Here is a 26,449-nt window from a genome sequence, read left to right as displayed (position 1 = left end):
TTAAAAAGTCCCTGGCCCGGGCGTGCCCTGTCGCGTAACCACGCTCCCGCCGGCGACCGGCCCCCGGGCATTGCCCGGCGCCCGTTCGCGTACGTGGTGTGACAGGTCAGCGGCGCCCGAAGATCCCCTTGCTCGAGCCGAGGCGCAGGAAGACCGTCTCACCGGTGGCGTCGGCCAGGCCGTCGTTGTCGGTCACGGCGTAGACCTCGCCGTCGCCGCCCACGGTCAGGCCCTCGAGCTTCTCCTGCGTCCAGCCCTTCGTCGCGCGCAGGTCGGGCAGCACGTCATGGGCGAGCTTCTTGGGCAGCACCTGCAACGCACCGGCCGGCGCGGCGGACTTGGGCAGGTCGACCGTGTAGATCCGCTTGTTCACGGCGGCCGGGCCGTTCAGCTTGTCGCGCTCGATGAGGGCGAGCTTGTCGCCGACCACGGTGATCTCGGAGAGGCCGATCCAGTCACCGGGGGTGGTCGTGGTGCCGATCCGGTAGCCGAACCAGCTCCAGGTCCCGGCCTCGACGTCGTACCGGCCGAGCCGGACGACGCCCGCCGGGTCGCCCTTGACCTCGCGCTGCAGGGTGGCCCAGACGACCTCGCGGCCGTGGCGGTCGGTGGTGGCGGTGACGCCCTCGAAGCCCTGCTTCGCCAGGCCCGCGGCGACGTCCGCCGGCAGCGTGACGACCTGCCGGGTCACCCCGTCGCGGTCGAGGCGCACCAGCTTGTTGCCGTCGCCGGTCGCGCCCTCCACGGCGAGCCAGAAACCGCCCTGCGGCCGGGCGTGGATGCCCTCGGCGTCGTAGCCGACCGGCTTGCCGTCGGCGTCCTTGACGGTGAGCGCCCGCGTGATGACCGCCGGGCGGCGCGAGGTGTCGATGGTCAGGATCCTGGTGACGGAGTACGCCGCGTCGGTGACCGTGTACAGCTCGTGCGACCGGCCGGGCACGGCGGACAGCGCGCCGAGCGCGCCCCAGCCGATCGGTGCGCCGGCGGCGTCCGAGGCGGACACGAGGCTCGGGAACGACGGGGTGTCCTTGCCCAGCTCGAACAGGCTCACCGAGGCACGGACGTTGACCGAGGCGTCGTCCTCCTCGCTGGAGACCGCGAGCAGGTCGCGCGAGGGGATCGGCAGCAGCCCCTCGGGACCGTTGGTGGCGGGCAGCACCTGGCGGAAGACCGGGGCCGTCGGCCGGCTCAGGTCGTAGACGGCGACGAAGTTGCTGCGCTCGGAGCCCACGAAGGCGTAGCGCACACCGTGGAAGGTGGCGACGACCACACCCTCCGGCTCGGTGCCCTTCTTGCCCGCGCGGTCCTCGTTGTGCAGGCCGTAACGGACGGCGATCCGCTCGAAGGTGTTGCCCGCGTCCCAGGCGACCTTGCCGGTGCGGCTGTCGAAGATCGACCAGCCGCGGCTGCCGCCCTTCCAGTCGCCCTCGTTGGCAGTCGCCAGGTAGCGGTCGTCGATCCAGTTGATCGCGTCGGGCTCGCGCCGCACGTCGGTGATCGAGCCGCTCTGGTCGATCACGCCGTCCTTGACGGTGTCGATGCCACCGGCGGTGGCCGTGCCGGCGCTGAAGGCCTTGGTGATGCGGCCCGTCGACAGGTCGATCAGGACGATGCCGTTGTTCTCCTGGAGGGTCACCGCGAGCTGGTTACGGCTGTTGACGGTGACGTACTCCGGCTCCGGGTCCGTGGGCTCCGCGATCCCGGCGCCGGCCAGCACGGGCAGCGCGCTGCCGTCGGCCCCCGTCAGCGGGACCGCCCGGGTGCGCCAGTGCTGCGGCGAGCTGCCCTTGAGGTCGACGATCTGCACGAAACCGGCCGGGGCCTGCGGCAGGTCGCCCTCCTCACCGCCGGGCGGGGTCGCCTCCTCGTCGCGCTCGTTCTCGATCGCGATCGCCGCGTACCGCTTGTCCTTGGTGATCGTGATGGAGTCCGGCTGGCCGCCCAAGTCGAAGCTGCTCACCCGCTTGCGGTCGCGCAGCGATATGACGTCGAGGCGGCCGGAGGGGTGGGCGTGGTCGGCGCTGGTGTTCACGACGACCAGGACGTACTGGCCGACCACCGCCACGGAGGTCGGCTCGTCCTCGGTGTTGCCGAGCTCGGCCAGCGACAGCGTGCCGAGCCCCCGCGGGCTGTCGGGCCTGCTGATGTCCAGGAAGCCGATCCGCTTGGCCAGCGCGTCGGTGTAGACCAGGGTCCGGCCGTCCTCGCTGACCGCCGAGATCTCGGCGACCGTCGCCGTGGCCGGGTCCTCCCCGGCCGGACGGTTCTGGAACACCGGGTAGGTCGCGGTGCGGCTGAAGGCCGGCGGCTGGTGCGGCTTCTGGTGCGCGTCCGCCTGGCCCGCGGAGGCCAGTGTGCCGGCCGCGACGGCCATCGTCGCGAGCACGGCGTGGGTTCTCTTCGGTGGCATCGCATCTCCGTAACACAGCGGGCAGAGAACGCAGATGCTCACAGCTGTGGGCAATCAGCAGGTAAACAGCTGGCAAAGATCGGCAGTGTTGTCGCAATGTCAACTACCTGTCCGCACATGCCTGTTCACGCAATGGCGTCCAGTGCGGGACGTGAGTCGTGCGCCCGTGCCGCCACTCCTCGTCGAGCCCAGGCCGGGCGGCGGTGGTGCTGCCCTACACCCAGATGCGTGAATGAGCGCACTGCCCTGGAGAGTTGACTCGGCAGCCTTTCCGGCGAGCGTCTGACCGCCTTGCCGGAAGGGCGTGAACTGCCACACGCCGCACACCACTCGCGGATCGCCACGTTCGGGCAGCTCGCGGAACCGGCGGACGCGCGGCGGACCTGACGCAAGTGCCTCGGTGGTCCGCGGTGCCCGGCCCCCTCCTGTCCGAACGGGCGGCCGCAGGGGGCCGGCGTTCCATGCCGTGGCAGTGGGGCGCAAGCGGGAGCTCCCGAGGACGGCACACCCCCGTCGCCTGCCCTCTGGAGCCCCCGCTGGGCCCGCTTCGTCCCCCGGGCGTTGCGGGCTTTGAATGACTGTGCCACGACAAGCCTGTGGGGAAGCTGAAGCTTCCTGAAGTGTCTTCAGGCTCCCTTCAGCGCCGGGAGGTCATGCTTGGCGGCATGCGAATACTGGTGGTCGAGGACGACCGGCGGCTGGCAGAACTGCTGCGCCGCGGACTGGTCGGTGAGGGGTACGCGGTCGACAACGCTCACGACGGGCCGCAAGGACTGGAGTCGGCGTTGGAGAACGACTACGACGCCATCGTGCTGGACGTGATGCTGCCGGGATTGAACGGCTACGGGCTGTGCGCCCGCCTCCGCGAGGCCGGGTGCTGGACTCCGGTGCTGATGCTCACCGCCAAGGACGGCGAACTCGATCAGGCCGAGGGCCTGGACACCGGCGCCGACGACTACGTCACCAAACCGTTCTCCTTTGTGGCACTCGCCGCCCGCCTGCGCGCCCTCATCCGACGTGGGCGTCCCGAACGTCCTGCTGTCATGCGAATCGGTGACCTGGAGATCGATCCGGCTGCCCGCCGCTGCCGCCGCGGCACTACGCCGGTGGCCCTGACCGCCCGCGAATTCGCCGTCCTGGAGTACCTGGGCCGGCGGAGCGGGGAAACGGTCTCCAAAACCGAGGTCCTCGAGCACGTCTGGGACGATCGATTCGACGGCGACGTCAACATCGTCGAGGTCTACATCAGCGCCCTGCGCCGCAAACTCGACACTCCCTTCGGCCGACGCACCATTCGCACCATACGTGGCGCAGGCTACTTCCTGGACGCCGCGGGAGGCACCCGGCCATGAAACGGACCGGACGGCTTTCGCCGCTTCGCCGGCTGCGCCCCGCCACCATGCGCATGCGGCTCACGCTGCTCACCGCCGCGGTGGCCTTCGCCCCGCTCGCCGTCGGGGCCGCCGCTGGTGCGGCTGGATTCCGGAGCTCCCTGCTCCAGGAGCCACCCGGGTTGATGCAGGGGTCGTATCTGGAGCCGGGTGCCGGACCGTCCTACGACTACCAGGCAGTGGTCCGGTCCGGGTGGGAGCTGTCCCTTTGGCCGTGGACCGACCCTGCCAGCAGGCACCCGGTACTCGGCGGGCACGCGGACGAGGTGGCGCAGTCGGCGGTGCTTCAGCACTTGCAGGGGGCGCAGGCGCGCCTGAACACCGTTGTGTGGTCGCTGGCCGGCGGCGTGGTCTTGACCAGTTTCCTGATGTCCGCCGTGACATGGACGTCCGCCGGTCGCATTCTTCGCCCGGTCGAGGCCATCCGGGCCGATTTCGCCGAGCTCAGTGCCCACCACCTCGACCGGAGAGTAGTGGTGCCTCCTGTCGGGAACGAGATCGCCCTCTTGGCCGCGACGATGAACACCACCTTGGACCGCCTCCAGACCGCGGTGGATCGGCAGCGCCAGTTCACCGCCGACGCCTCCCACGAACTGCGCACCCCTCTTGCCTGTCTGCGCACCGAACTCGAACTCGCCTACAACCGTCCCGACACCGCCGACTGGCCCCAGGTCGTCGCCGATGCCCTCGGAGACGCCATACGTCTGCAGGACCTCACCGACGACCTGCTGCTTCTTGCCCGCCTCGATGCCGACGCCGCCGCAGAAGGCGGCCGACAGACCGACATGACCGACCTGGTCCGTGAGGAGACCGCCCGCCGGCGCCTCCCTTTCCATCTCGCACTCATCACGCAGATCGATCCCGGCCCGCTCACCATCCGTGGTCATCGCGCCCTGTTGGCCCGGGTCCTGGGAAACCTCCTCGACAACGCCGAACGCCACGCGACCGCCGTCATCTCCGTTCGCCTGACCTACGACACCGGACACCATGAAGTCGTCCTCGAAGTTCTCGACGACGGTCCCGGCATTCCACCGGAGCACCGCCGGCGCATCTTCGAACGCTTCACCCGCTTGGACGACGCTCGCGCCCGCGATTCCGGCGGCGCTGGTCTCGGCCTTGCCATCGCGTACCGCATCGCCACCACCCACCACGGCACGCTGGCCCTCGTTCCCACCGCCAAAGGCGCGCACTTCACTCTCCGACTGCCCGCCTACGCCCCCGCAATGGCACCTCGCCAATCCGCAGCGCAGCAGTCGGCGGCGAGGCCGGGGAGCCCGGGCGGCGGAGGAGGGCGCCCACCGGCCGCCCGGCAACGCGTCGAAGGCGGTAACTCCCTTACCCGGCACAACCCTTGGGCTTGATCCCTCGTCCAACACGCGACGGCGAGGGAGGGCGCCCCCTGCCGTGACCCCCGCGAATTCGTGCCCGGCCCATGACACGAGCTCAGGAGCCACGACATGCACAGTCAGCGACCCATCACCAGAAGCCGCCTTTCCGCCACGGCCGCAGCGACCGTGCTGCTGACGATCGGCGCGACGATCACCGCGGTGACGAGCCCCGCCACTGCCGCCCCGGCGGCCGTGGCCCACGACGACTTCAACGGCGACGGCTACCCCGATCTCGTCGTCTCCGCTCCCGGCGGCACCGTCAGCGCCAAGAAGGGCGCGGGCTACGTCGCCGTCCTGTACGGCTCGGCCAAGGGTGTTTCCGCCTCCCGGCGGGCGACGTTCAGCCTGAGCACCCCGGGCATCACAGGTCTCGCGCAGACCGCCGACCACTTCGGCCAGTCCACCGCCTCCGGCGACCTGGACGGCGACGGCTTTGCCGACCTCGTCGTCGGCATTCCCGGCAAGGACATCGGCTCCGCCGTCGATGCGGGGGCGGCGACCGTGCTGTTCGGATCCAAGGGCGGGCTGCACGGCCCCGACAGCCTCTCGCTCCGGGACGACACCCCGAAAACCAAGGGCGGCTTCGCCACGGGCCTGGCCACCGGCCGGTTCACCGGCGCCGGCACCCGGCTCGCGGTCCTGACCCGGGACGGCGTGTGGACCTACGGCATCGAGTACTCGCCCGCCCTCAGGGGCCCGCGGGTGGCCGCCGTGGCCTCCCCCTCGGAGTGGTGGTCCGACTACGTGCCCGCGGGCCTCACCTCCGGCGACTACAACAAGGACGGCGCCGACGACCTGGTCGTGCTCGGCACACAATTCGCATACGAGGGCGGCCTGTACCTCTACGAGAAGCACGGTTCGGCCCTGTACCTGCCCGGCGGCAGCTCGGGCCTTGCGTACGGCCGCCAGCTCACCGGCGGCGCGACCGGCACTTCCGGTGACCTCAACAAGGACGGCTACGCCGACCTCGTACTGGGCTCGCCCGCCGACTACGACTACTGGTGCGAATGCCTGGTCGACGGCGGCAGCGTCGATGTCCACCTCGGCGGCGCCGACGGTCCGGGAGGCCAGGGGTCCGGACACCAGGTCTGGAACCAGAGTTCCCCCGGCGTCCCCGGCGCCGAGACGAAGGGCGACAGCTTCGGCGGCGCCATCGCCGTCGGTGACATCAACGGCGACGGCTACGCGGACGCCGCGATCGGCGCCCCCGGGAACGACATCGGCAAGGCCACCGACGCGGGCACCGTCTGGGTGTTCCGGGGATCGGCCGCCGGACTGACCGTCAAGAACATCCACACCCTCGGCCAGGACTCATGGAAGGTCCCCGGCACCCCGGAGAAGGCCGACGCCTTCGGCAGCGCCCTGCGGCTCATCGACGCCGACCGCAACGGCAAGGCAGGCCTGGTCGTCGGCGCGCCCGGCGAGGACACGAACGACGGCGGTGCCTGGGTCTTCTCCGGAACCGGCAGCGGACTCACCACCAGCGGCTCGTGGTCCTTCAACGGCGCCACCATCCACGCGCCGTCCCCGGACGCCCGCTTCGGCGGGAGCCTTGCCCCGTAGCGGCCGCGCCCCAACGCGACCGCGCGAGGCGGGCGCCCGCCAGGGCGGGGACTCGGTCCCCGCCCTTCGGCGGCGGCCCGCGGCCTCAGGGGAGCCGTCACACCAGATTGGTGTCCTTGTCGATCCGTTCCCGCTCGTCCGGGGTGTCGTCGAGGAAGCCGCCCGACTGGTGCTGCCACAGCTTCGCGTAGGCGCCGTCCGAGGCCAGCAGGTTCTGGTGGGTGCCCTGCTCGACGATGCGCCCCCGGTCGAGGACGACGAGCCGGTCCATGGTGGCGACCGTGCTCAGGCGGTGCGCCACCACGAGCGCGGTGCGCCCCTCCATGAGCCGCCACAGCGCCTCCTGGACGAGCACCTCGCTCTCGGAGTCCAGGGCACTGGTCGCCTCGTCGAGCAGCAGGATCGGCGCGTCGCGCAGGATCGCCCGGGCCAGGGCGACCCGCTGGCGCTGCCCGCCGGAGAGTTTGACCCCGCGCTCGCCGACCATGGTGTCGAAGCCCTCTGGGAGCGCGTCGGCGAACTCCGTGACGTGCGCCGCCTCGGCCGCGCGCCGGATCTCGGCCTCGGTGGCCTCCGGCCGGGCGAACGCGATGTTGTCCCGCAGCGTGCGGTGGAACATCGCGGGGTCCTGCGGCACGTAGGCGATCAGACTGCGCAGGTCGGCCTGGCGCAGGCTGCTGATGTCCTGGCCCCCGACGAGGATGCGGCCGGAGTCGATGTCCTTCATCCGCAGCAGCAGCCGCGTCAGCGTGCTCTTGCCCCCGCCGGACCGTCCGACGAGGCCGATCTTCTCGCCGCTGGGCACCGCCAGGTCGAGGCCCTCGAAGAGCGGCTCCGCGCCGGCGTGGGTGAAGTTCACCTGCTCGAAGCGGACCTCGGCGGACCGGTGTGACCGGGTCCGCAGCGGTTCCGGCTGTACCGGGTCGAGCACGGTAGCCGGGGTCATCAGCAGTTCGGTGAACTGCGCCGCCTCCGTCATCGAGCTCTCCAGACGTCGGTAGATCTGGTTGAACTCGAACATGATCCGGGTGGCGTTGCTGTAGTACGTGAAGGCGACCACGACCGCCTCCACGCCGTGCCCGCCCGTGTGGGCGCTGCCGCCGATCGTGATCGCGAGCAGCAGGCCCAGCGCGTTGGTCAGCACGGACAGCGGAGCGACGAGTGTGTCGATCCGCAGATTGCCGTAGTCCCACGACCGCAGGGTGAGCCGCCGCGACTCCGCGACGCGGGTCCGGTGCTCGGCGGCCTCCCGCTCCTCCGCGGCGAACGCCCGGACCGTGTCCATGTTGGTCAGGCTGTCCGCGACGTGGCCCGACACCCGGGCGATCGCCGCCTCGCGCTGCCTGACGAGCGCCTGACGGCGCCGGATGAGCGGAGCCACGCACAGTGCCGTCAGCGCGATCATCGCCAGCAGGCCGACGACGAGCAGCGGTTCGTAGCGCCACAGCACGATCGAGCCGAACGCCAGCGGTACGAAGGTGCCGACGATCTGGAACGTGGCCGTGTCGATGACCTCCTCGAACCGGGAGGCGAAACTCAGGACCCGTTTGGTCAGCGATCCGGCGAAGTTGTCGTGGAAGAACGCCGCGTCCTTGGCGAACAACTCGTCCATGCCGACGACGTACAGATGCTCGATGCCGAGGGCGTCGAGACGGTTCAGGCAGTGCAGGCCGAGCCGCCACAGGGCCTCCGCGAGCAGCAGGACGCCGGCGAAGCCGAGGACGTAGGGCAGGACCCTGGCGAAGCCGACGTCCGCGCCGCCGGCGATGCGGCCGACGAGCTTGGCGACGATCAGCGGCGCGAGGTAGTTGATGCCGATGTTGCCCAGAGCCGGCAGCAGCATCGCGGGCACCGTCCAGCGCCGCAGCCGGGACAGTTCCCGTCCGTAGTAGCGAAGCGCGAGGACCACCGGGCCCTTGCCCGGTGAACCTCCCTGTTTCTGTGTCTGTGCGTGTGCCTCAGACAGTCCCATCACAACCCCGTGTTGTCGTGCGGCGGAGCCTCGGTCCGATTCGAGTGAGCGCCTCGACGGAGGCGGGGTACCGGAGTGTCCCGCGACGGAAGACCCGGCGTCCAAGGAATTTTCCCGAATGGCGCATTTGCCGCACGGCCCGGCTGTCGGCCACCGGCCGCAGGCCGGCGTGACAGCAGGGCACCCACCGCCATGTGGGTGACCCAGCCCGCGGCCGCGCCGAACGCGTACCAGAAGAGGTCGGGTGGGTTGAAGGTGGAGCCGAGCACGAGGCGGGCAACGGTGCTGCGCTCGGAGAGCTCCGCCGGTACGTCGCTGAGCTGGAGGAACTCGACCGCCCAGCTGAGGGCCAGCGCGCTTCCCGCGGCCACGAGGGGCGAGACCCGTGGGGCCACCAGAACGACGAGGGCGAGGAGCAGGAGGGTGTACAGCGCGTCCCCGCCGTACTTGGCCACGCTTCCCGTCGCCACCGCCCTGAGCCCCAGCCCCGCACCGACGATCACGACCGCGGCTCCGGCCGCCGCCAGCCGGGTGCCCACCGGACCGGTCCCCACCGGGCCGGCCCCCATCGGACCCGTCCCCATCAGGCCACCGGCACGAGGGCTGTTCACGTCCGCGGCGTCCAATCGTCCGCAAGGAGGCCGAGAACGGCCTCGTCCGCGAAGGCGCCGCACACCCAGGCGGCGCGCCGCAGTGTCCCCTCGCGCACGAACCCGGCACTGGTCGCGGCCGCGATCATCGGAGCGTTGTCCGCGAGGGTCTCTATCTGGAGGCGCTGCAGCCCGCGTACCGTGAATCCGTACGCGCACAGCGTGTGCACGACATCGGTGCCGAACCCGCGGCCGCGGAACGCGGGACGCAAGGAAATGCCGATGTGAGCCGACCTGTTGTGCGTGTCGATGCCCCAGAGCCCGGCCGTGCCCACCAGTTCCCGCGACTCCAGTTCCACCACGGAGAATGCGGCTGCCTCGTCGGACGGATCCCGCACCGCGAAGGGCGACTGTCCTGAGCCCGGTGGAATGGGCCGCCACGGGCGGGGGTCGGTGCGCGACCGCACGGCCACATTGTCGTACAACTCCGAATGGAGAACGTGGACGTCGCTCTCCTGAGGGGCGCGCAGCCCGATCTTCTCGCCATGCATCACGGGAGCATTGCTATACGAGGGGAAGCGGCCGATCAAGCGCATTCCCCTTTGCCTGTTCGCCTGTACGCCAGCGGACGGCACACGGCGAGGACAAAAGGAAAGGCAAGGAGTCACGCGCCCCTTGCCGCTCTCAACGTATAGCGCACGGGGGGCCTTGCGGCAAGACCCGGGTCGTGCCGCAGAATCGCCGACCGGCGGCAGAACCTGCCGAAATCAGGGATTCATGAAGTGTGTGCGCTCTTGGGGGATTTCTTGACCGACGTGACCGACGTGACCGACGTGCTCGTCGTCGGCGGCGGACCGACCGGCCTGATGCTGGCCGCGGAACTGCGGCTGCACGGCGTCGCCACGCTTGTGCTGGAGAAGGAGGCGGAGCCGGCCGGATTCGTCCGCGCGCTCGGCCTGCATGTGCGCAGCATCGAGGTGATGGCACAGCGCGGTCTGCTGGAACGGTTCCTCGCGCTCGGGAAGCAGGTCGTGGGCGGCGGCTTCTTCGCCGGCATGGACAAACCCTGGCCCGGCCGACTGGACACCGCTCACCCCTACGTCCTCGGCATCCCGCAGCCCACCACCGATCGCCTGCTGGCCGAGCGCGCCGCCGAACTCGGCGCCGAGATCCGCCGTGGCCGCGAACTGACTGGGCTGAGCCAGGACGAGGACGGGGTGACCGCCGAACTGGCCGACGGCACACGGCTGCGCTCGCGCTGGCTCGTCGGCTGCGACGGCGGCCGCAGCAGGGTGCGCAAGCTGCTCGGCGTCGGCTTCCCCGGCGAGCCCAGCCGGGTCGAGACGCTGCTGGGGGAGATGGAGGTGACCGCGTCCCCGGAGGAGGTGGCCGCCGTGGTGGCCGAAGTCCGCAAGACGCAGAAGCGGTTCGGCCTCGGGCCCTTCGGGGGCGGGGTGTATCGCGTGGTCGTGCCCGCGGAGGGCGTCGCGGGCGACCGCTCGGTCCCGCCGACCCTGGAGGAGGTCAAGCGGCAGCTGCGGGTGTTCGCCGGGACCGACTTCGGCGTGCACTCACCGCGTCGGCTGTCCCGTTTCGGCGACGCCACCCGGCAGGCCGAGCGCTACCGGACCGGCCGGGTGCTGCTGGCCGGCGACGCGGCGCACATCCACCCGCCGACCGGTGGACAGGGCCTCAACCTCGGCATCCAGGACGCGTTCAACCTCGGCTGGAAACTGGCCGGCGAGGTCAACGGCTGGGCGCCACAAGGGCTGTTGGACAGCTATCACACCGAACGGCACCCGGTGGCCGCCGACGTGCTGGAGAACACCCGCGCGCAGATGGAGCTGATGTCCACCGAGCCGGGCCCCCGTTCGGTGCGCCGGCTGCTGTCGGAACTGATGGACTTCGAGGACGTGAACCGGTATCTGATCGAGAAGATCACCGCGATCGGGGTCCGTTACGACTTCGGCGAGGGCCACGAACTGCTCGGCCAGCGGCTGCGGGACGTGCGGCTCAAGCAGGGGCGCCTCTACGCGCTGATGCACGGCGGCCGCGGACTGCTGCTCGACCAGACCGGCGGCCGGCTCTCGGTGGCGGGCTGGGCGGACCGCGTCGACCACGTCGTCGATGTCGTCGACCCCGGCGAGGAACTGGACGTGCCCGCGGTGCTGCTGCGGCCGGACGGCCATGTGGCCTGGGCCGGTGAGGACCAGCGGGAGCTGCTCGACCGGCTGCCCCGGTGGTTCGGCGCCGCCGCCTGAGCACGCGGTGCCGACGGGGGAGAGGGGGCGGGACCTGCCCGCGGCCGGCGCGTTCCGGTGCCGTGTCCCGCCCTTCCGGCCTCTCCGGCGGTCCACCAAGATTCGCCGCCCCGTCAGCGAACTGCCACCGGCTATTCCTCCGGGCCCCTTCTCATGGCTCCGGCGGATATTCGTGCGCCATGCATGAACATATGACGGGACATACATGACCAGAATGACAGGGCGGGCCCGTACGGCGGCCGCGTCCGTTGCGGCGACGATCACCATGAGCGTGATGGTCCTGGGCGCCGGTATCACCCAGGCGGACGCCGTCGAGCGCGTCCGGCTGGCGGAGGACGTGACCGTCGCGCCGGGCATCACCTACCAGGCCTTCTCCGTGACCGCCTCGCACGGCAAGGTCACCGGCCACCTGATCACCGCCGACCTGAGCGACAGCCACGTCGCGGTCGGGATGCTGACCCCCGGCAAGGTCTCCGCCCGCACGAAGCTCTCCCAACTGGTCTCGGCACAGGGTGCGGTCGCCGGCATCAACGCCGACTTCTTCAACATCGACGAGACGCAGCACCCCGGCGTGGCGGCCACGAATTCCGCGGTGGGCCCGGCCATCGACAACGGTGTGGCGCTCAAGTCCGCCGTGCCGAACGGCCAGCGCTTCGGGCCGGGCCTGTCGCCCGGCACGTCCACCCGCGACGTCATCGGCGTCGACTACAAGAACGTGGCCCACCTGGACTCGCTGACCCTCGACGGCTCCATCAAGGGGCACCGGGACAAGGAGCTCGGTCTCGACGGGTTCAACCAGTACGCGATCCCCGTCGGCGGGGTCGGCGCCTTCACCTCCCAGTGGGGCGACGTCTCGCGCAAGCGCGCCACCTGCGGCACCGACACCGTGCGGGCCGCCGCGTGCAGCACGGACGTCTACGAGGTGACCGTGCGCAACAACCGCGTGGTGTCCGGCTCGTCCACGATCGGGGCCGGCGCCATCGACGCGGACTCCGTGGTCCTGGTCGGCCGCGAGGCCGGCGCGGCGGAGCTGCGCTCGCTGGAGATCGGCGAGCACATCCGGGTCTCCGAGGACCTGGACTCCGCCGGGGGCAACCGCCTGAAGTTCGCGGTCGGCGGCAACCCGGTGCTGCGCGACGGCAAGCCGATCGCGGGCCTGGACAACAAGGCCGTGGCGACCCGCACCGGTGCGGCCTTCGGTGACGGCGGCCGGCTGCTGTACCTGCTGGTGCTGGACGGCACCGCGGAGAGCGGCGCGGGCCTGACCGTCGCCGAACTCGCGGGTGTCTTCCAGAACGTGGGCGCTGACAACGGTGTCAACCTGGACGGCGGCGGCTCCTCCACCCTGGTGACCCGCGACGAGGTGACCGGTAAGCCCGTCGTGCGCAACCACCCGACCGGTGGCGCCGAGCGCCCGGTCCCCGAGGGCATCGGGCTCTTCTCCCGCGCCTGACCGGTCGGCCCGGGCGGCGTTGACGGCGCCGCCCGGGCCGTTGCCGGCATCGGCATTCGCGTCGGTCAGTCCTCCAGACGGACGGGCATCAGGAGCGAGAAGGCGTCCTCGGTGTCGGTCCTGCGGATCGCCAGCGGAGCGGTGGGGGCGCCGAACTCCAGAATCAGCCGGTCCCGGGCTCCCGCGGCCAGGGCGTGCAGCAGGAAGTCGCGATTGACGGCGACGTTGCCCGCCTCGTTGCCCGCGTCGCCGTCGCCCTCATCGCCGTCTTCGCAGACACCCACCGTGCCGTCGTCCGTCACGTTGAGCACGACGATGTCGAAGGGAACGCCGTCCTGATCGCGCACCTCACCGGCGCGCACGGGGCCGGCTTCCACCGCCGCCCGGAACGCCGCGACATCGACGATGGCGCGCCGCCCCGCCGGCACACGGACGAGGCGGCGGTAGTCGGGGAAGTCGTGGTCGAGGCGCCGGCCGACCGCCTGGCGGTCCCCGGCCTCCAGGGCCACGCGGTCGCCGTCCACGGTGAGCAGGGCGGAATCGCCGTCATTCAGCAGCGCCCGCATCGCGTCGGCGAGCGGGGACGGCACGATGACCTGTGCGCGGGGGCCGCCGTGCCCGGTGGCGGCGGTTTGCGCGACCGCCATCCGGTACCGGTCGGTGGCGACGACGTGGAGCGTCTCACCCTCGATGTCGAACAGGACGCCGCCGAGCATGGGCAGTTCCGGGTCGGTGCCGGCGGCGAAGCGGACCGCGTCCAGTGCCGCGGCCAGCTCGGGTGCGGAGACGGTCAGCCGGGCGGTGGCGGCGGCGGTGCCGTACGACGTCATGGGATTCTCCCTGTGTTCGAGAAGGGCTCGGACCGCGGAGAACTCGGCGCGGGCATCGGACAGCGTCCGTTCCAGACGGCGCAGATGCGATGTGAGCAACTGCCGCACCAGGTCGGTGTCCTGCCCGGACCAGCCGGCCAGCACCAGCCGGATGTCCGCCAGCGGCATGCCGGTCCTGCGCAGCCGGGCCAGCAGCCGGGCCTCCTCCAACTGCCCGGCGTCGTACCAGCGGTAGCCGCTCACCGGATCCACCCAGGCCGGGACCAGCACCCCGGCACGGTCGTAGAACCGCAGGGCGCTCACACCCAGTCCACTGTCCCGGGCCATCTCACCGATACCGCGCATCTCGCTCTCCACACCCGGGACTCTGCGCCCTGCACCAAGTCGAGGGTCAAGCCCGGCCGGGCGACGCGCACACGAGCGGCCTCGGGCAGGCGGAGCCGGCGGGGCGGGTCGCCTCACGTCGGTGGCCATTCACAGCAAATTCACCGGCCGAGTCTACCCGCGTAGTGACGTGTGTGTTGTCATGAACGCGATAAATCAGGCCTGTCGGACCCGACCCTTGGAAGGACACATGCCCGCAGCCATCACTTCCGAGCCCAGACCCGGTGCCGGCCCCCGCCGGACACGTGCCGCGGCAGCGGTGCTGCTGTCCGTGCTGCTCTCGCTGCCCGCGCTGCTCTCCCTCCCCGGCGTCGCCGCCGCGCAGGCCGCCCCGGCCGGCCGCATCGCCCCGACGCCCGTGACGCATCCGGAGGACGATCACGCCGGCTCCGGGCTGCGGCGCCTCGGCCCGGCGGGACGGAACACCGCGGCGCTCGCCGCGGCCCCGAGCACCGGTCCCGCCGGCCTCGACGTGAGTTCCCACCAGGGCGCGGTGGACTGGGCGGCCGGCAAGCGCAACGGTGCCGCCTTCGCCTACGTGAAGGCCACCGAGGGGACGACCTACACGAGCCCCGACTACTCCCAGCAGTACAACGGCGCCTACAACGCCGGGCTGATCCGCGGCGCCTACCACTTCGCGCTCCCGAACAACTCCAGCGGTGTCGCGCAGGCCGACTGGTTCACCAGTCACGGCGGCGGCTGGTCCGCCGACGGCAGGACCCTGCCGCCCGCGCTGGACATCGAGTACAACCCGTACGGGAGCAGCTGCTACGGCCTGAGCCAGAGCGCGATGGTCTCCTGGATCCGGGCCTTCAGCAACGAGGTCCACGCCAAGACCGGGCGCTATCCGACGATCTACACCACCACCGACTGGTGGACCACCTGCACCGGCAACAACAGCGGCTTCGGCGCCACCAACCCCCTGTGGATCGCGCGCTACTCCAGCGCCCCGGGCACGCTGCCCGCCGGCTGGTCCGCCCAGACGATCTGGCAGTACGCCGACTCCGGCGTCTTCCCCGGCGACCAGGACACCTTCAACGGCAGCCTCGCCGAACTCCAGTCCTTCGCCCGGGGCGGCGGCTACACCCCGCCGCCGACCGCCGGCTGGCCCACCGTGCGGCAGGGCGCGACCGGCGAACGCGTCAGGACCGTGCAGTACCTGCTCACCGCACAGGGGGCCGCGCTCGCCGTGGACGGTGACTTCGGGCCCGGGACCGACAGTGCGGTGCGTGCGTTCCAGTCGGCGCACGGTCTCGCCGTGGACGGCATCGTCGGGCCCGGCACCTGGCAGGCGCTGATCGTCACCGTCCGGCAGGGCTCCAGCGGCGCCGCGGTCAAGGCGGTGCAGAGCCAGCTCAAGGCGCACGGGGCCGCGCTCGCCGTGGACGGTGACTTCGGGCCCGGCACGGACAGTGCGGTGCGTGGGTTCCAGTCGGCGCACGGTCTCGCCGTGGACGGCATCGTCGGATCCAACACCTGGCAGGCACTGGTCGCCTGACGTGCTCACTTCCCCCCGAACCGAGGAGACAACGGTCATGAACACCGGAGAAGACGCAGGCCGCGGCCTGGACCGGCGCACCCTGCTCCGCGGCGCGGCAGGCCTGACGGCCGCGGTCGGCATGGCGGCGGTCATCAACCTGGGATCCGCGTCCCGCGCCGCGGCGTACGGGTGGTCGCGCACCCTTCAGCAGGGCGCGACCGGCGCCGACGTCACCGAGCTGCAGATCCGCGTCGGCGGCTGGGCCGCCGCCGGCGCCAGTCAGACCTACGTCGCCTGGGACGGCGACTTCGGCCCGGGCACGGCCGCCGCCGTCAAGCGCTTCCAGTCCGCCTACGGCCTCTCCGCGGACGGCGTCGCCGGTCCGCAGACCCAGAGTGTGCTCAACAGCCTGGAGAGCGCGGACGGTTCGACCGCGCACTTCGAATGGACCGAGTTCCACTCCAACGACGGCACGGGATTCGGCGGCGGCAAGGTCGGCGCCACCCAGGTGAAGGAGAACGTGCGCCGGCTGATGTACAAGCTGGAGGCGGTGCGCAAGAAGGCCGGCAACAGCGCGATCACCGTCAACTCCGGCTTCCGCAGCGTCGCCCACAACGCCTCCGTGGGCGGCGCCTCCAACAGCATGCACGTCTACGGGGTCGCCGCGGACATCGTGGTGTCCGGGCACTCCACCCTCCAGACGTACAGGATCGCCGAAACCTGCGGATTCTCCGGCCTGGAGGCCTACACGCACTCCTGGCAGCACGTGGACAGCCGCCTCCAGTACCCCTCCTACGGCTCCGGCTCCTGGTGGTGGGAGAGCGGCACCGTCTGATCCGCCCCGCCCGGCGGTGGGGACGCTCCCCGTGGATGACCTGCAGGTTCTCCACGGGGAGTCGGAGGACTGTTCACTTCGCGGTCACAAGTCCGCCAGGGGAGAAGATGACGATCGTGATCGTTCCTGACCCCGTCCCCACCCCAGGAGGATCCCCCCATGCTGCGCAGGACCCTGTCCGCACTCGCGGTCGTCGTCTCGCTCGCCACCGTCACCACCACCGGGATCGCCCAGGCCTCGGCCACCGAGGCCAGAGGGCCCCGTGTGCTGGACGTGATGACGTTCAACATCCACCACGCACAGGGCACCGACGACGTGCTCGACGTCCAGCGCATTGCGGACGTCGTCCGCAAGAGCGGCGCCGACGTGGTCGGGCTGCAGGAGGTCGACAACCACTACTCCGGGCGCAGCAACTGGGCCGACCAGGCCGCCGATCTGGCCGCGCTGCTCGGCTACCACGTGGTGTTCGGCGCCAACATCGACAACGCGCCCCCGGCCGGCAGCGACCACAGGATCCAGTACGGCACCGCGATCCTGTCCCGTTACGCGATCACGGAGTCGGACAACACCTGGCTCTACAAGTCGCCCGGCCAGGAGCAGCGCGGCCTGCTGCACGCCACCCTCGACGTCCACGGCAAGACCGTGCACTTCTACTGCACCCACCTGGCGGCGAGTTCGCAGACCGACCGGCTGCAGCAGACCCCGCAGATCGTCGACAAGATCGGCGACACCGAGCCGGCCATCCTCGTGGGCGACTTCAACGCCGTCCCGACCGCGCCGGAGTCCCAGCCGCTGCAGAGCACCTACACCGACGCCTGGGCCAAGTCCCTGCACCCGCGCGGCGACGGGGCGACCTACCCCGCGGAGGCCCCGACCGAGCGGATCGACGACATCTACACCACCGACAAGGTGAAGCCGCTCCTCACGCACGTCGTGCACGTGGACGAGACGGCGTCGGACCACCTGCCGCTGGTCAGCAAGGTCCTCGTCACCCCCTGATCAGGCGCCGGGCCCCAGCCGGTCGATGACCGAGCGGAGCTGGTCGCGGTCGAGCTCGTACACCGTCTCGCCGGCCCGTGGATCGCGTGCGTGGAGCACGTGGAACATCGGGGCGTACGGACCACCGAGGTCGACGAGGGTCGCCGAGGCCCCGCGAACGGCCCGCTCGGTCTCCGGCGGGGCCGTCAGGTCGATACGGCTGAGGACCCCCGCGGTCACCCACACCGGAACGGCCGCGAGGTGGCCGAGGAGCTGGAGGTGGAAGTGCCCGCAGAGGATGAGCCGCACATCCGTGCCGCGCACGGCGTCCGCCAGCCCGGCCGCGTCCTGCAGCCCCAGGGTCTTCTGGACCTCGACGTCGAGGGTGACCGGCGGGTGGTGGAGCACCAGCACGGTTCCGTGGGGCGCGGGCGTGGCCAGCACCTCGCGGAGCCAGCCGAGCTGGCGGCCGCCGACCCGGCCGTAGACCTTGCCGGGGACGAGTGAGTCGAGCGTGACCAGGCGGTGGCCGTCGACCACGCTCGCCGCGGCCCGCTCGCCCTCCGGGGAGTCGATGACGGCCACGGCCGAGTCGCCTCCGTCGATGCCGATATGGCCGCTGCCCAGGACCTTGGCGAAGGCGCCGCGCTCGTCGTGGTTGCCGGTGCAGAACACGACCGGGGCCCCCTTTCGCAGGGCGAACTCCCGCACCATGTCACGCGCTGCCGCGTACGCCTCCGGCGAGCCGTCGTCGGCGACGTCCCCGCTGACGACGACGGCGCCGATGCCGGGTACCGCTTCCAGGTCGGTGAGCATCCTGGCCAGCGACTCCCTGGCGTTGATGCCACGGGCGTTCGGCGCGTCGTCGGGGCCGATGTGGATGTCGGACAGGTGAAGGATCCGCATGCCGAGCCACGGTACAGAGCCGCTGACGCGGCGTCATCGGCCCGGGATCGCTTTCAGGCCGCGCCGCGCAATGGCGAGGTGTGCTCTTGACGCGTCAAGAAGTTAAGCTGAAGGGGTGCCGTCCCGAGAGCAGTCACCGCAGCCGCTTCAGCCCCTCACCGTGAGTGAGGAGGCGTTCGTGCGTGAGCTGAGCCGGGTGATGCTGGTGCTGCCCCGCGTGGTCGACAACGACCTCGTCCGCGAGGCTGGGCTGCCGCTCTCCGAGTACACGCCCTTGATGCATCTGTCCGAGGCCCCCGAGACGCGGTTGCGGATGAGCGAACTCGCGGACGCCTGCAACCTCTCCCTCAGCGGCATGACCCGTGTCGTCATCCGGCTGGAGAAGCAGGGCTGGGTCCAGCGGGTCAAGTGCGACGACGACGGGCGCGGGTGGAACGCCGTGCTGACCGATGGCGGGCTCGCCCGTCTGGAGCAGGCCTGGCCGGCGTTCCTGGCCACCGTGCGACAGCACCTCGTCGACCACTTCGACGGCCACGACCTCACTTCCCTCACGGCCGCGCTGCGGAAGGTCGCCATCGACCCGGCGCACCAGCGCTGACCTCCCGGGCGGATTCCTGTTAGGGAGCCGCTTCGCAGCCGCCTGCCTCGCATCCTCCTCCGCCCCATCCGTGCGTCACCGCCTTGACAGGTGATGCAGAGATGAGCCAAGCTCGTCACCTGTCCGACAGGTGACTCTCGATACCGCACAGGAAGAGTGATGACGACGATGGACCTGAAGCTCGAAGTGATCGTTCTGCCCGTCTCCGACGTCGACGCCGCCAAGCGCTTCTACGAGGAGGGCATGGGCTTCCGGCTGGACGTCGACTACGCCGACGACAAGGGCTTCCGGGTCGTGCACCTGACGCCGCCCGGATCGCAGTGCTCCGTCCTCTTCGGCGACGACGTGACCACCGCGGCCCCGGGCTCGGCTCAGGGCCTGCACATCGTCGTCACCGACGTCGAGCAGGCGCGGACCGAGCTCGTCGGCCGCGGCGTCGAGGTGAGCGAGGTCTTCCACGACGCGGGCGGCGTCTTCCACCACGCCGGGGAGAAGGACCGGATCACCGGTCCGCACCCCGAGCGCGCGAGCTACGGCTCCTTCGCGTCGTTCAGCGACCCGGACGGCAACGAGTGGGTGCTCCAGGAAGTGACCACCCGCCTCCCCGGCCGCTGACCGGACCCCGTGCTTCGCGTCGCCCGTCCTGTCGTCGGCGATGACGGGAGAGGCGGCCGCGGGTTTCAGCTCGCGGGGGGCGTGTAGTCGAACAGGCCGTCCCAGCTGGGTGGGCCGGCCACGCACTTCCCGCCGGGATCCACCACGTAGATGATGTCCCGGCCCCCTACCGCGCCCGGCTCGGTCGGCGTCGGGGTGATGACGGGGCACGACGACTCCACGCCGTGAACGACGACTCGGTAGGTCACCGGCCAGGGCCGCTTCTCGTGCCACCCGAGGTACGCGCCCCCACCGTCCGGGTCGCCCGCGACCACCAGCCCGTGGGAACCACAGTCGGGACAGTGCTCGACGCGCGCGTCCCACGCCGAGTAGTTGATCAGCCGCACCTCCAGGCCCTGGTCGGCGTCGGAAGTGCCGCCGCACCCGGTGAGGGCGAGGCCGGCGATCGCCGTGGCCAAGAACGGCAGGCTCCGCAGGACCGGTCTTTTGCCGGAGCCGGACGCGCTTGCCCGGGCGGTTCGTATCGTGCGTCGCATGGCAGGGCTCTCTACTGGTGCGGATCGATCGCGCACGGGCTTCGGCCCTCCGCGGCCCCTCATTGTGCATGGCCCCCTCCGACGCCGAACCCCGGCGGGGGCTGCCCGAACCCGGACCGTTGCCGGGCGGGCAGACTGCGCGCATGCAGCTCTCCGCCGAGGCCCTCGCCGACACCGCGCTGATCGAGGTCGTGCGGATCTCCGCCCTGCCTGCCAAGCGTGGCGCCCCCTATCCGGGCACGACGGTGGCGCACTGGGCCGGGAGTGAGGTCGCCGACGCCCTGGCCCTGATCGGGAAACTGCCCGGCAGCGGGCAGCACCGCTGCGGCTTCTCGCCGGGCCGGAGCATCCGGGCGTACGAGACCTCCCTCGAACTGGTGCTGTTCGAGGCGGCGTTCTGCTTCTCGTGCCACGAGGTCCGCATGCACGGGCCGGCGGTGCCGCCCGCCCCGGCCAGGCAGTTCTTCGACGCGGACGCCCCGCAGGCCCGGACACTTCTGGCCCTCTTCCGTGCGGAGGTGCCGGGCCGGCCGACCGGATGAGCGGGCTCAGGCGACGCCGGCCGGTTCCGGGTCCGGGTTGTCGTCGGTCCTGAACTGCGTGCGGTGGAGTTCCGCGTACCTGCCGTCGGCGGCGATCAGTTCGGTGTGCGTGCCCCGTTCGACGATCCGGCCGTCCTCGACGACGAGGATCAGGTCGGCGGCCCGCACGGTGGACAGACGGTGGGCGATGACCACGGCGGTCCGGTCCTCCAGGGCCTCGGCCAGGGCTTCCTGGACCGCCGCCTCGGAGGTGTTGTCGAGGTGGGCCGTGGCCTCGTCGAGGATGACGACCCGCTGCCCCGCCAGGAGCAGCCGGGCGATGGTCACCCGCTGCCGCTCGCCGCCGGAGAGGCGGTAGCCGCGCTCGCCCACGACGGTGTCGAGCCCGTCCGGGAGTTCGGCGACGAGATCCGCGAGGCGGGCCCGGCGCAGGACCTCCCACAGCTCGTCCTCGCCGGCCTCCGGCCTGGCCAGCAGGAGGTTCGCGCGGATCGTGTCGTGGAAGAGGTGGCCGTCCTGGGTGACCATGCCGACCGTGGCGCGGAGCGACGCCGCGGTCAGGTCGCGGACGTCGAGGCCGCCGACGCGGACCGCGCCCTCGTCCACGTCGTACAGACGGGGCAGGAGCTGGGCGATGGTCGACTTCCCGGCCCCCGACGAGCCCACGAGCGCGACCGTGCGGCCCGCCTCGGCGCGGAAGGAGATGCCGCGCAGGACCTCACCGCCCGTGCGGGTGTCCAGGCTCGCGACCTCCTCCAGCGAGGCGAGCGAGACCTTGTCGGCGGACGGGTAGCCGAAGCGCACGTTCTCGAACTCCACGGCGAGCGGCCCGTCCGGCACCTCGCGGGCGTCGGGTTTGTCGGCGATGAGCGGCTTCAGGTCCAGGACCTCGAAGACCCGCTCGAAGCTGACCAGGGCGCTCATGACGTCGACGCGGGCGCCCGCCAGCGCCGTCAGCGGCGCGTAGAGGCGGGTGAGGAGCAGGGCGAGCGTGACCACGGAGCCGGCTTCGAGGGCGCCCGTGAGCGCGTAGTGGCCGCCGAGTCCGTAGACGAGCGCCAGCGCGAGGGCCGAGACGAGGGTGAGAGCGGTGATGAACGCCGACTGCGCCATGGCGGTGCGCACCCCGATGTCCCGTACACGGCGGGCGCGTTCGGCGAACTGGGCGGACTCGTCGGCGGGCCGGCCGAACAGCTTCACCAGCGTCGCGCCGGGGGCGGAGAACCGCTCGGTCATCTGCGTGCCCATGGCGGCGTTGTGGGCGGCGGCCTCGCGCTGCAGGCGGGCCATGCGGGTGCCGGTGCGCCGCGCGGGTACGACGAACACCGGCAGGAGCACCAGGGCGAGCAGCGTGACCTGCCAGGACAGCGCGAGCATGACGCCGAGCGTCAGCAGCAGCGTGACCAGGTTGCCGACGACCCCGGACAAGGTGTTGCTGAAGGCCCGCTGGGCGCCGATCACGTCGTTGTTGAGCCGGCTGACCAGCGCGCCGGTGCGGGTACGGGTGAAGAAGGCGACGGGCATGCGCTGGACGTGGTCGAACACGGCGGTGCGCAGATCGAGGATGAGGCCCTCGCCGAGGTTCGCGGACAGCCAGCGGTTCACCAGCCCGAGCGCGGCCTCGGCCAGCGCGATCACGGCGATGAGCACGGCCAGGGTGGTGACCCGGCCGGACTCGTCGCCGGAGACGATGGCGTCCACGACGCGTCCGGCGAGGACCGGGGTCGCCACCGCGAGCAGCGCGGTCACGACGCTGAGCAGTACGAACCACGTGATCCGGCGGCGGTGCGGGCGTGCGAACGCCGCGACGCGCCGCAATGTGTCGCGGGCCAGGGGGCGGCGCTCCTGTGTGGCGTTCATGACGCTGTGCAACTGGGTCCAGGCCGTCGTCTCCATGCTCATGGAGGGACCGTAGAACCTCGACCGCCGTCGAGGTCAACCGGGTCACGGCGCGCGGCTCGGAAGGGCACGTGATTTCGGGCCCCGACGGTCAGTGCGCCTGCGGTCAGTGCCCCTACGGTCAGCGCGCCGTCCGGTCCTCCTGCGTCTCCGCGGAGTCCTCCGGCGCGGTCAGCGGGACGCGCACCGCGACCGTCGTCCCCTCGCCCGGCGCGCTGCGCAGGGTCAGGTGGGCGTCGATGAGATCGGCGCGCTCGTGCATCGCCGACAGGCCCATCCCCGCCTGGTACGGCGGCGATTGGTCCGGGGCGCGCAGCGGGACGGGCCGGCCGGCCGCGGTGCCGGGGGCCATGCCGTGGCCGTTGTCGGTCACGGTCAGCTGGGCCGTGCGGTCGTTGCCCTCGACGGTCACGACGATGCGCGTCGGCTCGGCGTGCTTGACGGCGTTGGTGATCGCCTCCTGGACGATCCGGTACACCTGCGCCTGCGTCTCGGGCGTGAGCCGGCCGCCGAGCGCGTTTCCGGGGGACGTGACGCGCAGATCCGTGCGGATCCCGAAGGTCTCGTACGTGTGCCGGCACAGCGCCTGCAGCGCCGGCTGGAGGCCGAGTTCGTCCAGTACCACCGGGCGCAGGTCCACGATGAGGTGCCGCAGGGAGACGATCTGGTTGCCGACCAGCGCGCGCGCCTGCTCGATGGCACTGCTCATGGCGGCGGGCCCCCCGTCCGCGGCGGCGGAGGAGAGGACGACCTGCACGGCGCCCAGTTCCTGGAGGGTGTCGTCGTGCAGCTCGCGCGCCCAGCGGCGCCGCTCGCGCTCCTCGCCGTCGTGGCGGGCGCGTACGCGTTCCCGTCGCAGCCGCGCCTCCCGGCGCGCCGAGGCGCGGCTGGCGATGATCGCGTAGGCCGCCAGGAGGAGGGGGAACACGTGCAGGAGGTTCAGCAGCGGCTGCTGCGCCACCCTGACCATCCCGGCGACCGTGAGCATCAGCGCGACGGCGGTGGCGACCAGCAGCCAGATCCGCTGGCGCGCGGCGCACAGCGGGATCATGAGCAGATACGACGCGGCCGCGGCGAGTGACAGGCCCAGCTCCCAGCGCACCGACCGGTCGGTGACCTCCATGAGGACGGCGGCCGCCAGCAAGGCGGTGCCGAGGACCTCGAAGCCCAGGCGCAGCGTCGCCCGTCCCTGCCCCGTCACGGTCAGGCCACCAGTCCGCGTTCCCGGGCGACGGCGATCAGTTCGGCACGGCTGTCCCTGCCGAGCTTGTCGCGGAGCCGGGAGCGGTGCGTCTCCACGGTGCGCACGGAGACGTAGAGGCGCCGGGCGATCTCCTGGTTGGTGTGGCCGAGCGCGAGGAGGGTGAGCACCTCGGTCTCCCGGTCGGTCAGCGGCTCCTCGTCGTGGTCGGCGACGCCGATGTTCTCGACGGCCAGCCGGGCCCCCAGGGAGGGCTGCACGTAAGTGGCGCCGCCGGCGACCTGGCGCACGGCGGCGAGCAACTCCTCTGCGGCGGCCTCCTTGAGCAGGTAGCCGGCGGCTCCGGTGCGCAGCGCCTCGCGGGCGTAGGCCGGGTCCTCCTGCATGGTGAGGACCAGGATCCGGGTGCCGGGGGAGGCCGACAGCAGACCCGGGATGGTCGGCAGGCTGGACCGGCCCGACATGGTCAGGTCCAGGACCAGCACGCGGGGGTGGTGCTGCCGCACGGCGTCGAGGGTCTCCGGGACGGTCGCGGTCTCCGCGATGACGTCGAAGGCCGGGTCCGCGGCCATCAGCAGGCGCATTCCTGCCCGGACCACGAGGTGGTCGTCGGCAAGCACCACCGTGGTCGCGGCGGAAGGGTGCCTGCCGTCGGGGCGGCGGGGGACTTCCATAGCTGCAACGGTAGATCCGCTCCGCGGAACGGGCAGCACGCGTGACCACGCTTGCGGGACACCCGCAGTCAGGACTGCGGGTCATTGCGGATCACGTCTGCGGTCCCGGCGGGATGCGGGCGCGCCGCGCCTTGGGCAGGCTCGAAGGAAGAGATCGAAGGCCCTTCCCGGCCGACGTCACCCTCCCAGCGAGGCATCCGACATGTACTGCGTCACCGACCCGCCCCGGCCCCTTCCGCCGGAACGACCCCAGTCGTACGAAGCCGCCCAGCAACTCGCCGACGCCGCCGTGCCCTCCGTGGCCGACTTCGCCGCCGTGGAGGTCTCCGACGCCACGGTGAGCGAACGGGCGGCGATGTCCGGGCTGCCCGCGACGGTGCTCGACTTCCGGCGCGGGGCCTTCCGGGCGGTCCGCCCCGACGAGATGCCCCGCGCGTACGAGGTCGGGGAGGTCAGTGAACTGCCGCCGCGCACCCCGTATCGCGCGTCGCTGGTCGACCTGCGCCCGCGCGTGGTCCTCAACCTGCACGCGCGGACCGCCTGGTTGCTGCGCGACCCGGTGCGCGCCCGGCTGATGCGCGGCAGCCACACGCACTCCGTGCTCGTGATGCCCCTGGACGTGGAAGGTGTGCTCCTCGGCCTCGCGGCCTTCTACCGCACGGCGGGGTCGCCCTCCTTCTCGCAGTGCGACCTGCGGGAGGCCGGCCGGCTGGCCCGCCGGGCCGCCCTGCTCCTGGACGGCGAACGGCGCCGGCTCGTCCACGAGGCCGCGGCGCGGATCCTCCAGGAGGCCCTGCACGAGACCGACGCCCCGGCCGTCAGCGCGCTCGAGGCGGTGCGCGGGCACGTCCCGGAGTCGTCGGCGCCCGGGTCCTGGATCGACGTCATCCCGCTGCCCAGCGCCCGGGTGGCTCTGGTCGCGGGTACGGCGGAGGGCGGCGGCGTCACCGCCGCGGCGGAGATGAGCCAGGTCAGGGCGACGATCCGAGCCTTGTTGCTGCTGGACATGGACCCCGGTGAGGTCATCGGCCGGCTCGGCCGCCGCGTGGGGACGGCCCGGACGCCCGTGCACTGCCTGCTGGCGGTCTACGACCCCGTCACCCGTCGCTGCACGGCCGCCTCCGGCGCGGACCTGGGACCCGAACCGGCCTTCCCCGCGGACGGGCCTCCGCCCCACGAGGTACGTGCGGACGACTCGGCGCCCATGGCCGCGGAGTCGGTGGCGGAGTTCGACGTACCCACGGGGAGCGTCCTGCTTCTGAGCTGCGGCACGGACGGCGGGACGGGCGCGCCTCCGGGGATCCGGATGCTGCCGCCGACGGGCGACGACCCCGAGGACGCGGTCGACACCGCCCTCTCGGACGCCCTGGCCGCCACCGCCTGCGGCTGTCCCGAGCCCGTGCTGCTCGCGGCCCTCATCCGCACCCTGGACCCGGCGGACGTCGCGACGTGCGAGGTCCCGAACGACCCCGCCGCCGTCTCCGACGCCCGGGCCTGGGCCGAGGGCCGGCTCACCGGCTGGAGCCTGCCGCAGTTGTGCTTCACCACCACGCTGATCGTCAGCGAGCTGGTCACCAATGCCGTGCGCTACTCCACCGGCCCGATCCACCTGCGCCTCATCCGCGACGGTGCCGCCCTCATCTGCGAGGTCTCCGACGTCTGCAGCGCCGCGCCCCATCCACGCCCGTCCACCCTCAGCGACCAGAACGGCCGCGGACTGTCCATCGTCGCCCACCTCACGGAGGCCCAGGGCACCCGGTACACGGCGACGGGGAAGACCGTGTGGGCGGAGCAGAACATCACCTCCGAGGCGGCCTGATGGCCCGCCCCGGCCGTCGGCGACCGCCCGGAGCGGGTGGCAGCCGGCGCCCCCGCCCGCCCAGGGGACCCGGGCGGCTCGCCGCGTAAGGGCAGAGTGGGCAAAGCGGCCGCCGGCCACGGGG

The 26,449-nt window shown here is 71.8% G+C and carries 21 protein-coding genes and 2 pseudogenes; 13 read left to right on the top strand and 10 right to left on the bottom strand.

The window, feature by feature from the left end:
- Positions 1–106: 106 nt before the first annotated feature.
- A complete protein-coding gene (locus ACFWVC_RS35215; protein ID WP_384297019.1) occupies positions 107–2,410 on the bottom strand; it encodes an esterase-like activity of phytase family protein in 2,304 nt (767 codons plus the stop codon).
- Positions 2,411–3,075: 665 nt separating this feature from the next.
- Here ACFWVC_RS35215 and ACFWVC_RS35210 point away from each other — a divergent pair.
- The 3 genes from ACFWVC_RS35210 to ACFWVC_RS35200 all read left to right on the top strand — a co-directional run bounded on the left by ACFWVC_RS35210 (position 3,076) and on the right by ACFWVC_RS35200 (position 6,752).
- Positions 3,076–3,762, top strand: a complete 687-nt coding sequence (locus tag ACFWVC_RS35210; protein WP_384297016.1) for a response regulator transcription factor — start codon at positions 3,076–3,078, stop codon at positions 3,760–3,762.
- The gene (locus ACFWVC_RS35205; RefSeq protein WP_384297013.1) at positions 3,759–5,162 is read left to right on the top strand and encodes a sensor histidine kinase; all 1,404 of its coding nucleotides are present in this window, start codon (positions 3,759–3,761) and stop codon (positions 5,160–5,162) included. The genes ACFWVC_RS35210 and ACFWVC_RS35205 overlap by 4 nt, the downstream gene beginning before the upstream one ends.
- Before the next feature lie 96 nt (positions 5,163–5,258).
- Positions 5,259–6,752 carry an FG-GAP-like repeat-containing protein gene (locus ACFWVC_RS35200; protein ID WP_384297010.1) on the top strand — a complete coding sequence of 498 codons (1,494 nt, stop codon included), beginning with the start codon at positions 5,259–5,261 and terminating at the stop codon, positions 6,750–6,752.
- A gap of 97 nt (positions 6,753–6,849) precedes the next feature.
- Here the strand turns inward: ACFWVC_RS35200 and ACFWVC_RS35195 are convergent, their stop codons facing one another.
- From ACFWVC_RS35195 to ACFWVC_RS35185, 3 genes and pseudogenes are all read right to left on the bottom strand, one after another.
- Entirely contained in the window at positions 6,850–8,661 is a 1,812-nt protein-coding gene (locus ACFWVC_RS35195; RefSeq protein WP_384297007.1) for an ABC transporter ATP-binding protein, read from the bottom strand.
- A 263-nt stretch (positions 8,662–8,924) separates the two neighbouring features.
- A pseudogene (locus ACFWVC_RS35190) lies at positions 8,925–9,308 on the bottom strand (DUF2809 domain-containing protein); the annotation flags it as partial.
- 23 nt (positions 9,309–9,331) lie between these two features.
- The gene (locus ACFWVC_RS35185; protein WP_384297003.1) at positions 9,332–9,868 is read right to left on the bottom strand and encodes a GNAT family N-acetyltransferase; all 537 of its coding nucleotides are present in this window, start codon (positions 9,866–9,868) and stop codon (positions 9,332–9,334) included.
- Positions 9,869–10,138: 270 nt separating this feature from the next.
- Between ACFWVC_RS35185 and rox the strand changes: the two genes are divergently transcribed.
- Positions 10,139–11,575 carry a rifampin monooxygenase gene (rox, locus tag ACFWVC_RS35180; protein WP_384297032.1) on the top strand — a complete coding sequence of 479 codons (1,437 nt, stop codon included), beginning with the start codon at positions 10,139–10,141 and terminating at the stop codon, positions 11,573–11,575.
- A gap of 205 nt (positions 11,576–11,780) precedes the next feature.
- Positions 11,781–13,028 (top strand): phosphodiester glycosidase family protein, encoded by a 1,248-nt coding sequence (locus tag ACFWVC_RS35175; protein ID WP_384297000.1) that lies wholly within the window; start codon positions 11,781–11,783, stop codon positions 13,026–13,028.
- A 65-nt stretch (positions 13,029–13,093) separates the two neighbouring features.
- Here ACFWVC_RS35175 and ACFWVC_RS35170 read toward each other — a convergent pair whose 3' ends face one another.
- On the bottom strand, positions 13,094–14,203 hold the full coding sequence (locus tag ACFWVC_RS35170) for a MerR family transcriptional regulator (RefSeq protein WP_384296997.1): 1,110 nt from the start codon (positions 14,201–14,203) through the stop codon (positions 13,094–13,096).
- Positions 14,204–14,432: 229 nt separating this feature from the next.
- On the opposite strand from ACFWVC_RS35170, the pseudogene ACFWVC_RS35165 reads away from it, so the two are divergent.
- The 4 genes and pseudogenes from ACFWVC_RS35165 to ACFWVC_RS35150 all read left to right on the top strand — a co-directional run.
- A pseudogene (locus ACFWVC_RS35165) lies at positions 14,433–15,317 on the top strand (lysozyme); the annotation flags it as partial.
- 39 nt (positions 15,318–15,356) lie between these two features.
- The gene (locus ACFWVC_RS35160) at positions 15,357–15,740 is read left to right on the top strand and encodes a peptidoglycan-binding protein (protein WP_384297029.1); all 384 of its coding nucleotides are present in this window, start codon (positions 15,357–15,359) and stop codon (positions 15,738–15,740) included.
- A 37-nt stretch (positions 15,741–15,777) separates the two neighbouring features.
- Positions 15,778–16,557, top strand: a complete 780-nt coding sequence (locus ACFWVC_RS35155; protein WP_384296993.1) for a D-Ala-D-Ala carboxypeptidase family metallohydrolase — start codon at positions 15,778–15,780, stop codon at positions 16,555–16,557.
- 159 nt (positions 16,558–16,716) lie between these two features.
- Entirely contained in the window at positions 16,717–17,556 is an 840-nt protein-coding gene (locus ACFWVC_RS35150) for an endonuclease/exonuclease/phosphatase family protein (RefSeq protein ID WP_384296989.1), read from the top strand.
- On the opposite strand, the gene ACFWVC_RS35145 is transcribed toward ACFWVC_RS35150, so the two are convergent.
- Positions 17,557–18,441 carry a metallophosphoesterase family protein gene (locus ACFWVC_RS35145; RefSeq protein WP_384296986.1) on the bottom strand — a complete coding sequence of 295 codons (885 nt, stop codon included), beginning with the start codon at positions 18,439–18,441 and terminating at the stop codon, positions 17,557–17,559.
- Positions 18,442–18,619: 178 nt separating this feature from the next.
- Here ACFWVC_RS35145 and ACFWVC_RS35140 point away from each other — a divergent pair, with 178 nt between their 5' ends.
- Together ACFWVC_RS35140 and ACFWVC_RS35135 are read left to right on the top strand one after the other, a co-directional pair.
- Positions 18,620–19,039, top strand: coding sequence for a MarR family winged helix-turn-helix transcriptional regulator (locus tag ACFWVC_RS35140; RefSeq protein ID WP_384296983.1), 420 nt, complete (start codon positions 18,620–18,622; stop codon positions 19,037–19,039).
- Positions 19,040–19,207: 168 nt separating this feature from the next.
- Positions 19,208–19,654 (top strand): VOC family protein, encoded by a 447-nt coding sequence (locus ACFWVC_RS35135; RefSeq protein WP_384297026.1) that lies wholly within the window; start codon positions 19,208–19,210, stop codon positions 19,652–19,654.
- A 65-nt stretch (positions 19,655–19,719) separates the two neighbouring features.
- Here the strand turns inward: ACFWVC_RS35135 and ACFWVC_RS35130 are convergent, their stop codons facing one another.
- A complete protein-coding gene (locus tag ACFWVC_RS35130) occupies positions 19,720–20,112 on the bottom strand; it encodes a hypothetical protein (protein ID WP_384296980.1) in 393 nt (130 codons plus the stop codon).
- Between the two features lie 221 nt (positions 20,113–20,333).
- Between ACFWVC_RS35130 and ACFWVC_RS35125 the strand changes: the two genes are divergently transcribed.
- The gene (locus ACFWVC_RS35125; protein ID WP_384296978.1) at positions 20,334–20,732 is read left to right on the top strand and encodes a hypothetical protein; all 399 of its coding nucleotides are present in this window, start codon (positions 20,334–20,336) and stop codon (positions 20,730–20,732) included.
- A 6-nt stretch (positions 20,733–20,738) separates the two neighbouring features.
- On the opposite strand, the gene ACFWVC_RS35120 is transcribed toward ACFWVC_RS35125, so the two are convergent.
- The 3 genes from ACFWVC_RS35120 to ACFWVC_RS35110 form a co-directional block, all read right to left on the bottom strand.
- Positions 20,739–22,628: an ABC transporter ATP-binding protein gene (locus tag ACFWVC_RS35120; RefSeq protein WP_384297022.1), complete on the bottom strand. Its 1,890-nt coding sequence runs from the start codon at positions 22,626–22,628 to the stop codon at positions 20,739–20,741.
- A gap of 124 nt (positions 22,629–22,752) precedes the next feature.
- Positions 22,753–23,832 carry a sensor histidine kinase gene (locus ACFWVC_RS35115; protein ID WP_384296976.1) on the bottom strand — a complete coding sequence of 360 codons (1,080 nt, stop codon included), beginning with the start codon at positions 23,830–23,832 and terminating at the stop codon, positions 22,753–22,755.
- A gap of 2 nt (positions 23,833–23,834) precedes the next feature.
- Positions 23,835–24,506 carry a response regulator gene (locus ACFWVC_RS35110; RefSeq protein WP_384296974.1) on the bottom strand — a complete coding sequence of 224 codons (672 nt, stop codon included), beginning with the start codon at positions 24,504–24,506 and terminating at the stop codon, positions 23,835–23,837.
- Positions 24,507–24,708: 202 nt separating this feature from the next.
- Between ACFWVC_RS35110 and ACFWVC_RS35105 the strand changes: the two genes are divergently transcribed.
- On the top strand, positions 24,709–26,325 hold the full coding sequence (locus tag ACFWVC_RS35105) for a SpoIIE family protein phosphatase (RefSeq protein WP_384296972.1): 1,617 nt from the start codon (positions 24,709–24,711) through the stop codon (positions 26,323–26,325).
- Positions 26,326–26,449: the final 124 nt, after the last annotated feature.

Source organism: Streptomyces sp. NPDC058691, from assembly GCF_042714775.1.
GTDB lineage: Bacteria > Actinomycetota > Actinomycetes > Streptomycetales > Streptomycetaceae > Actinacidiphila.
This window is presented reverse-complemented; position numbering and strand designations above follow the sequence as displayed.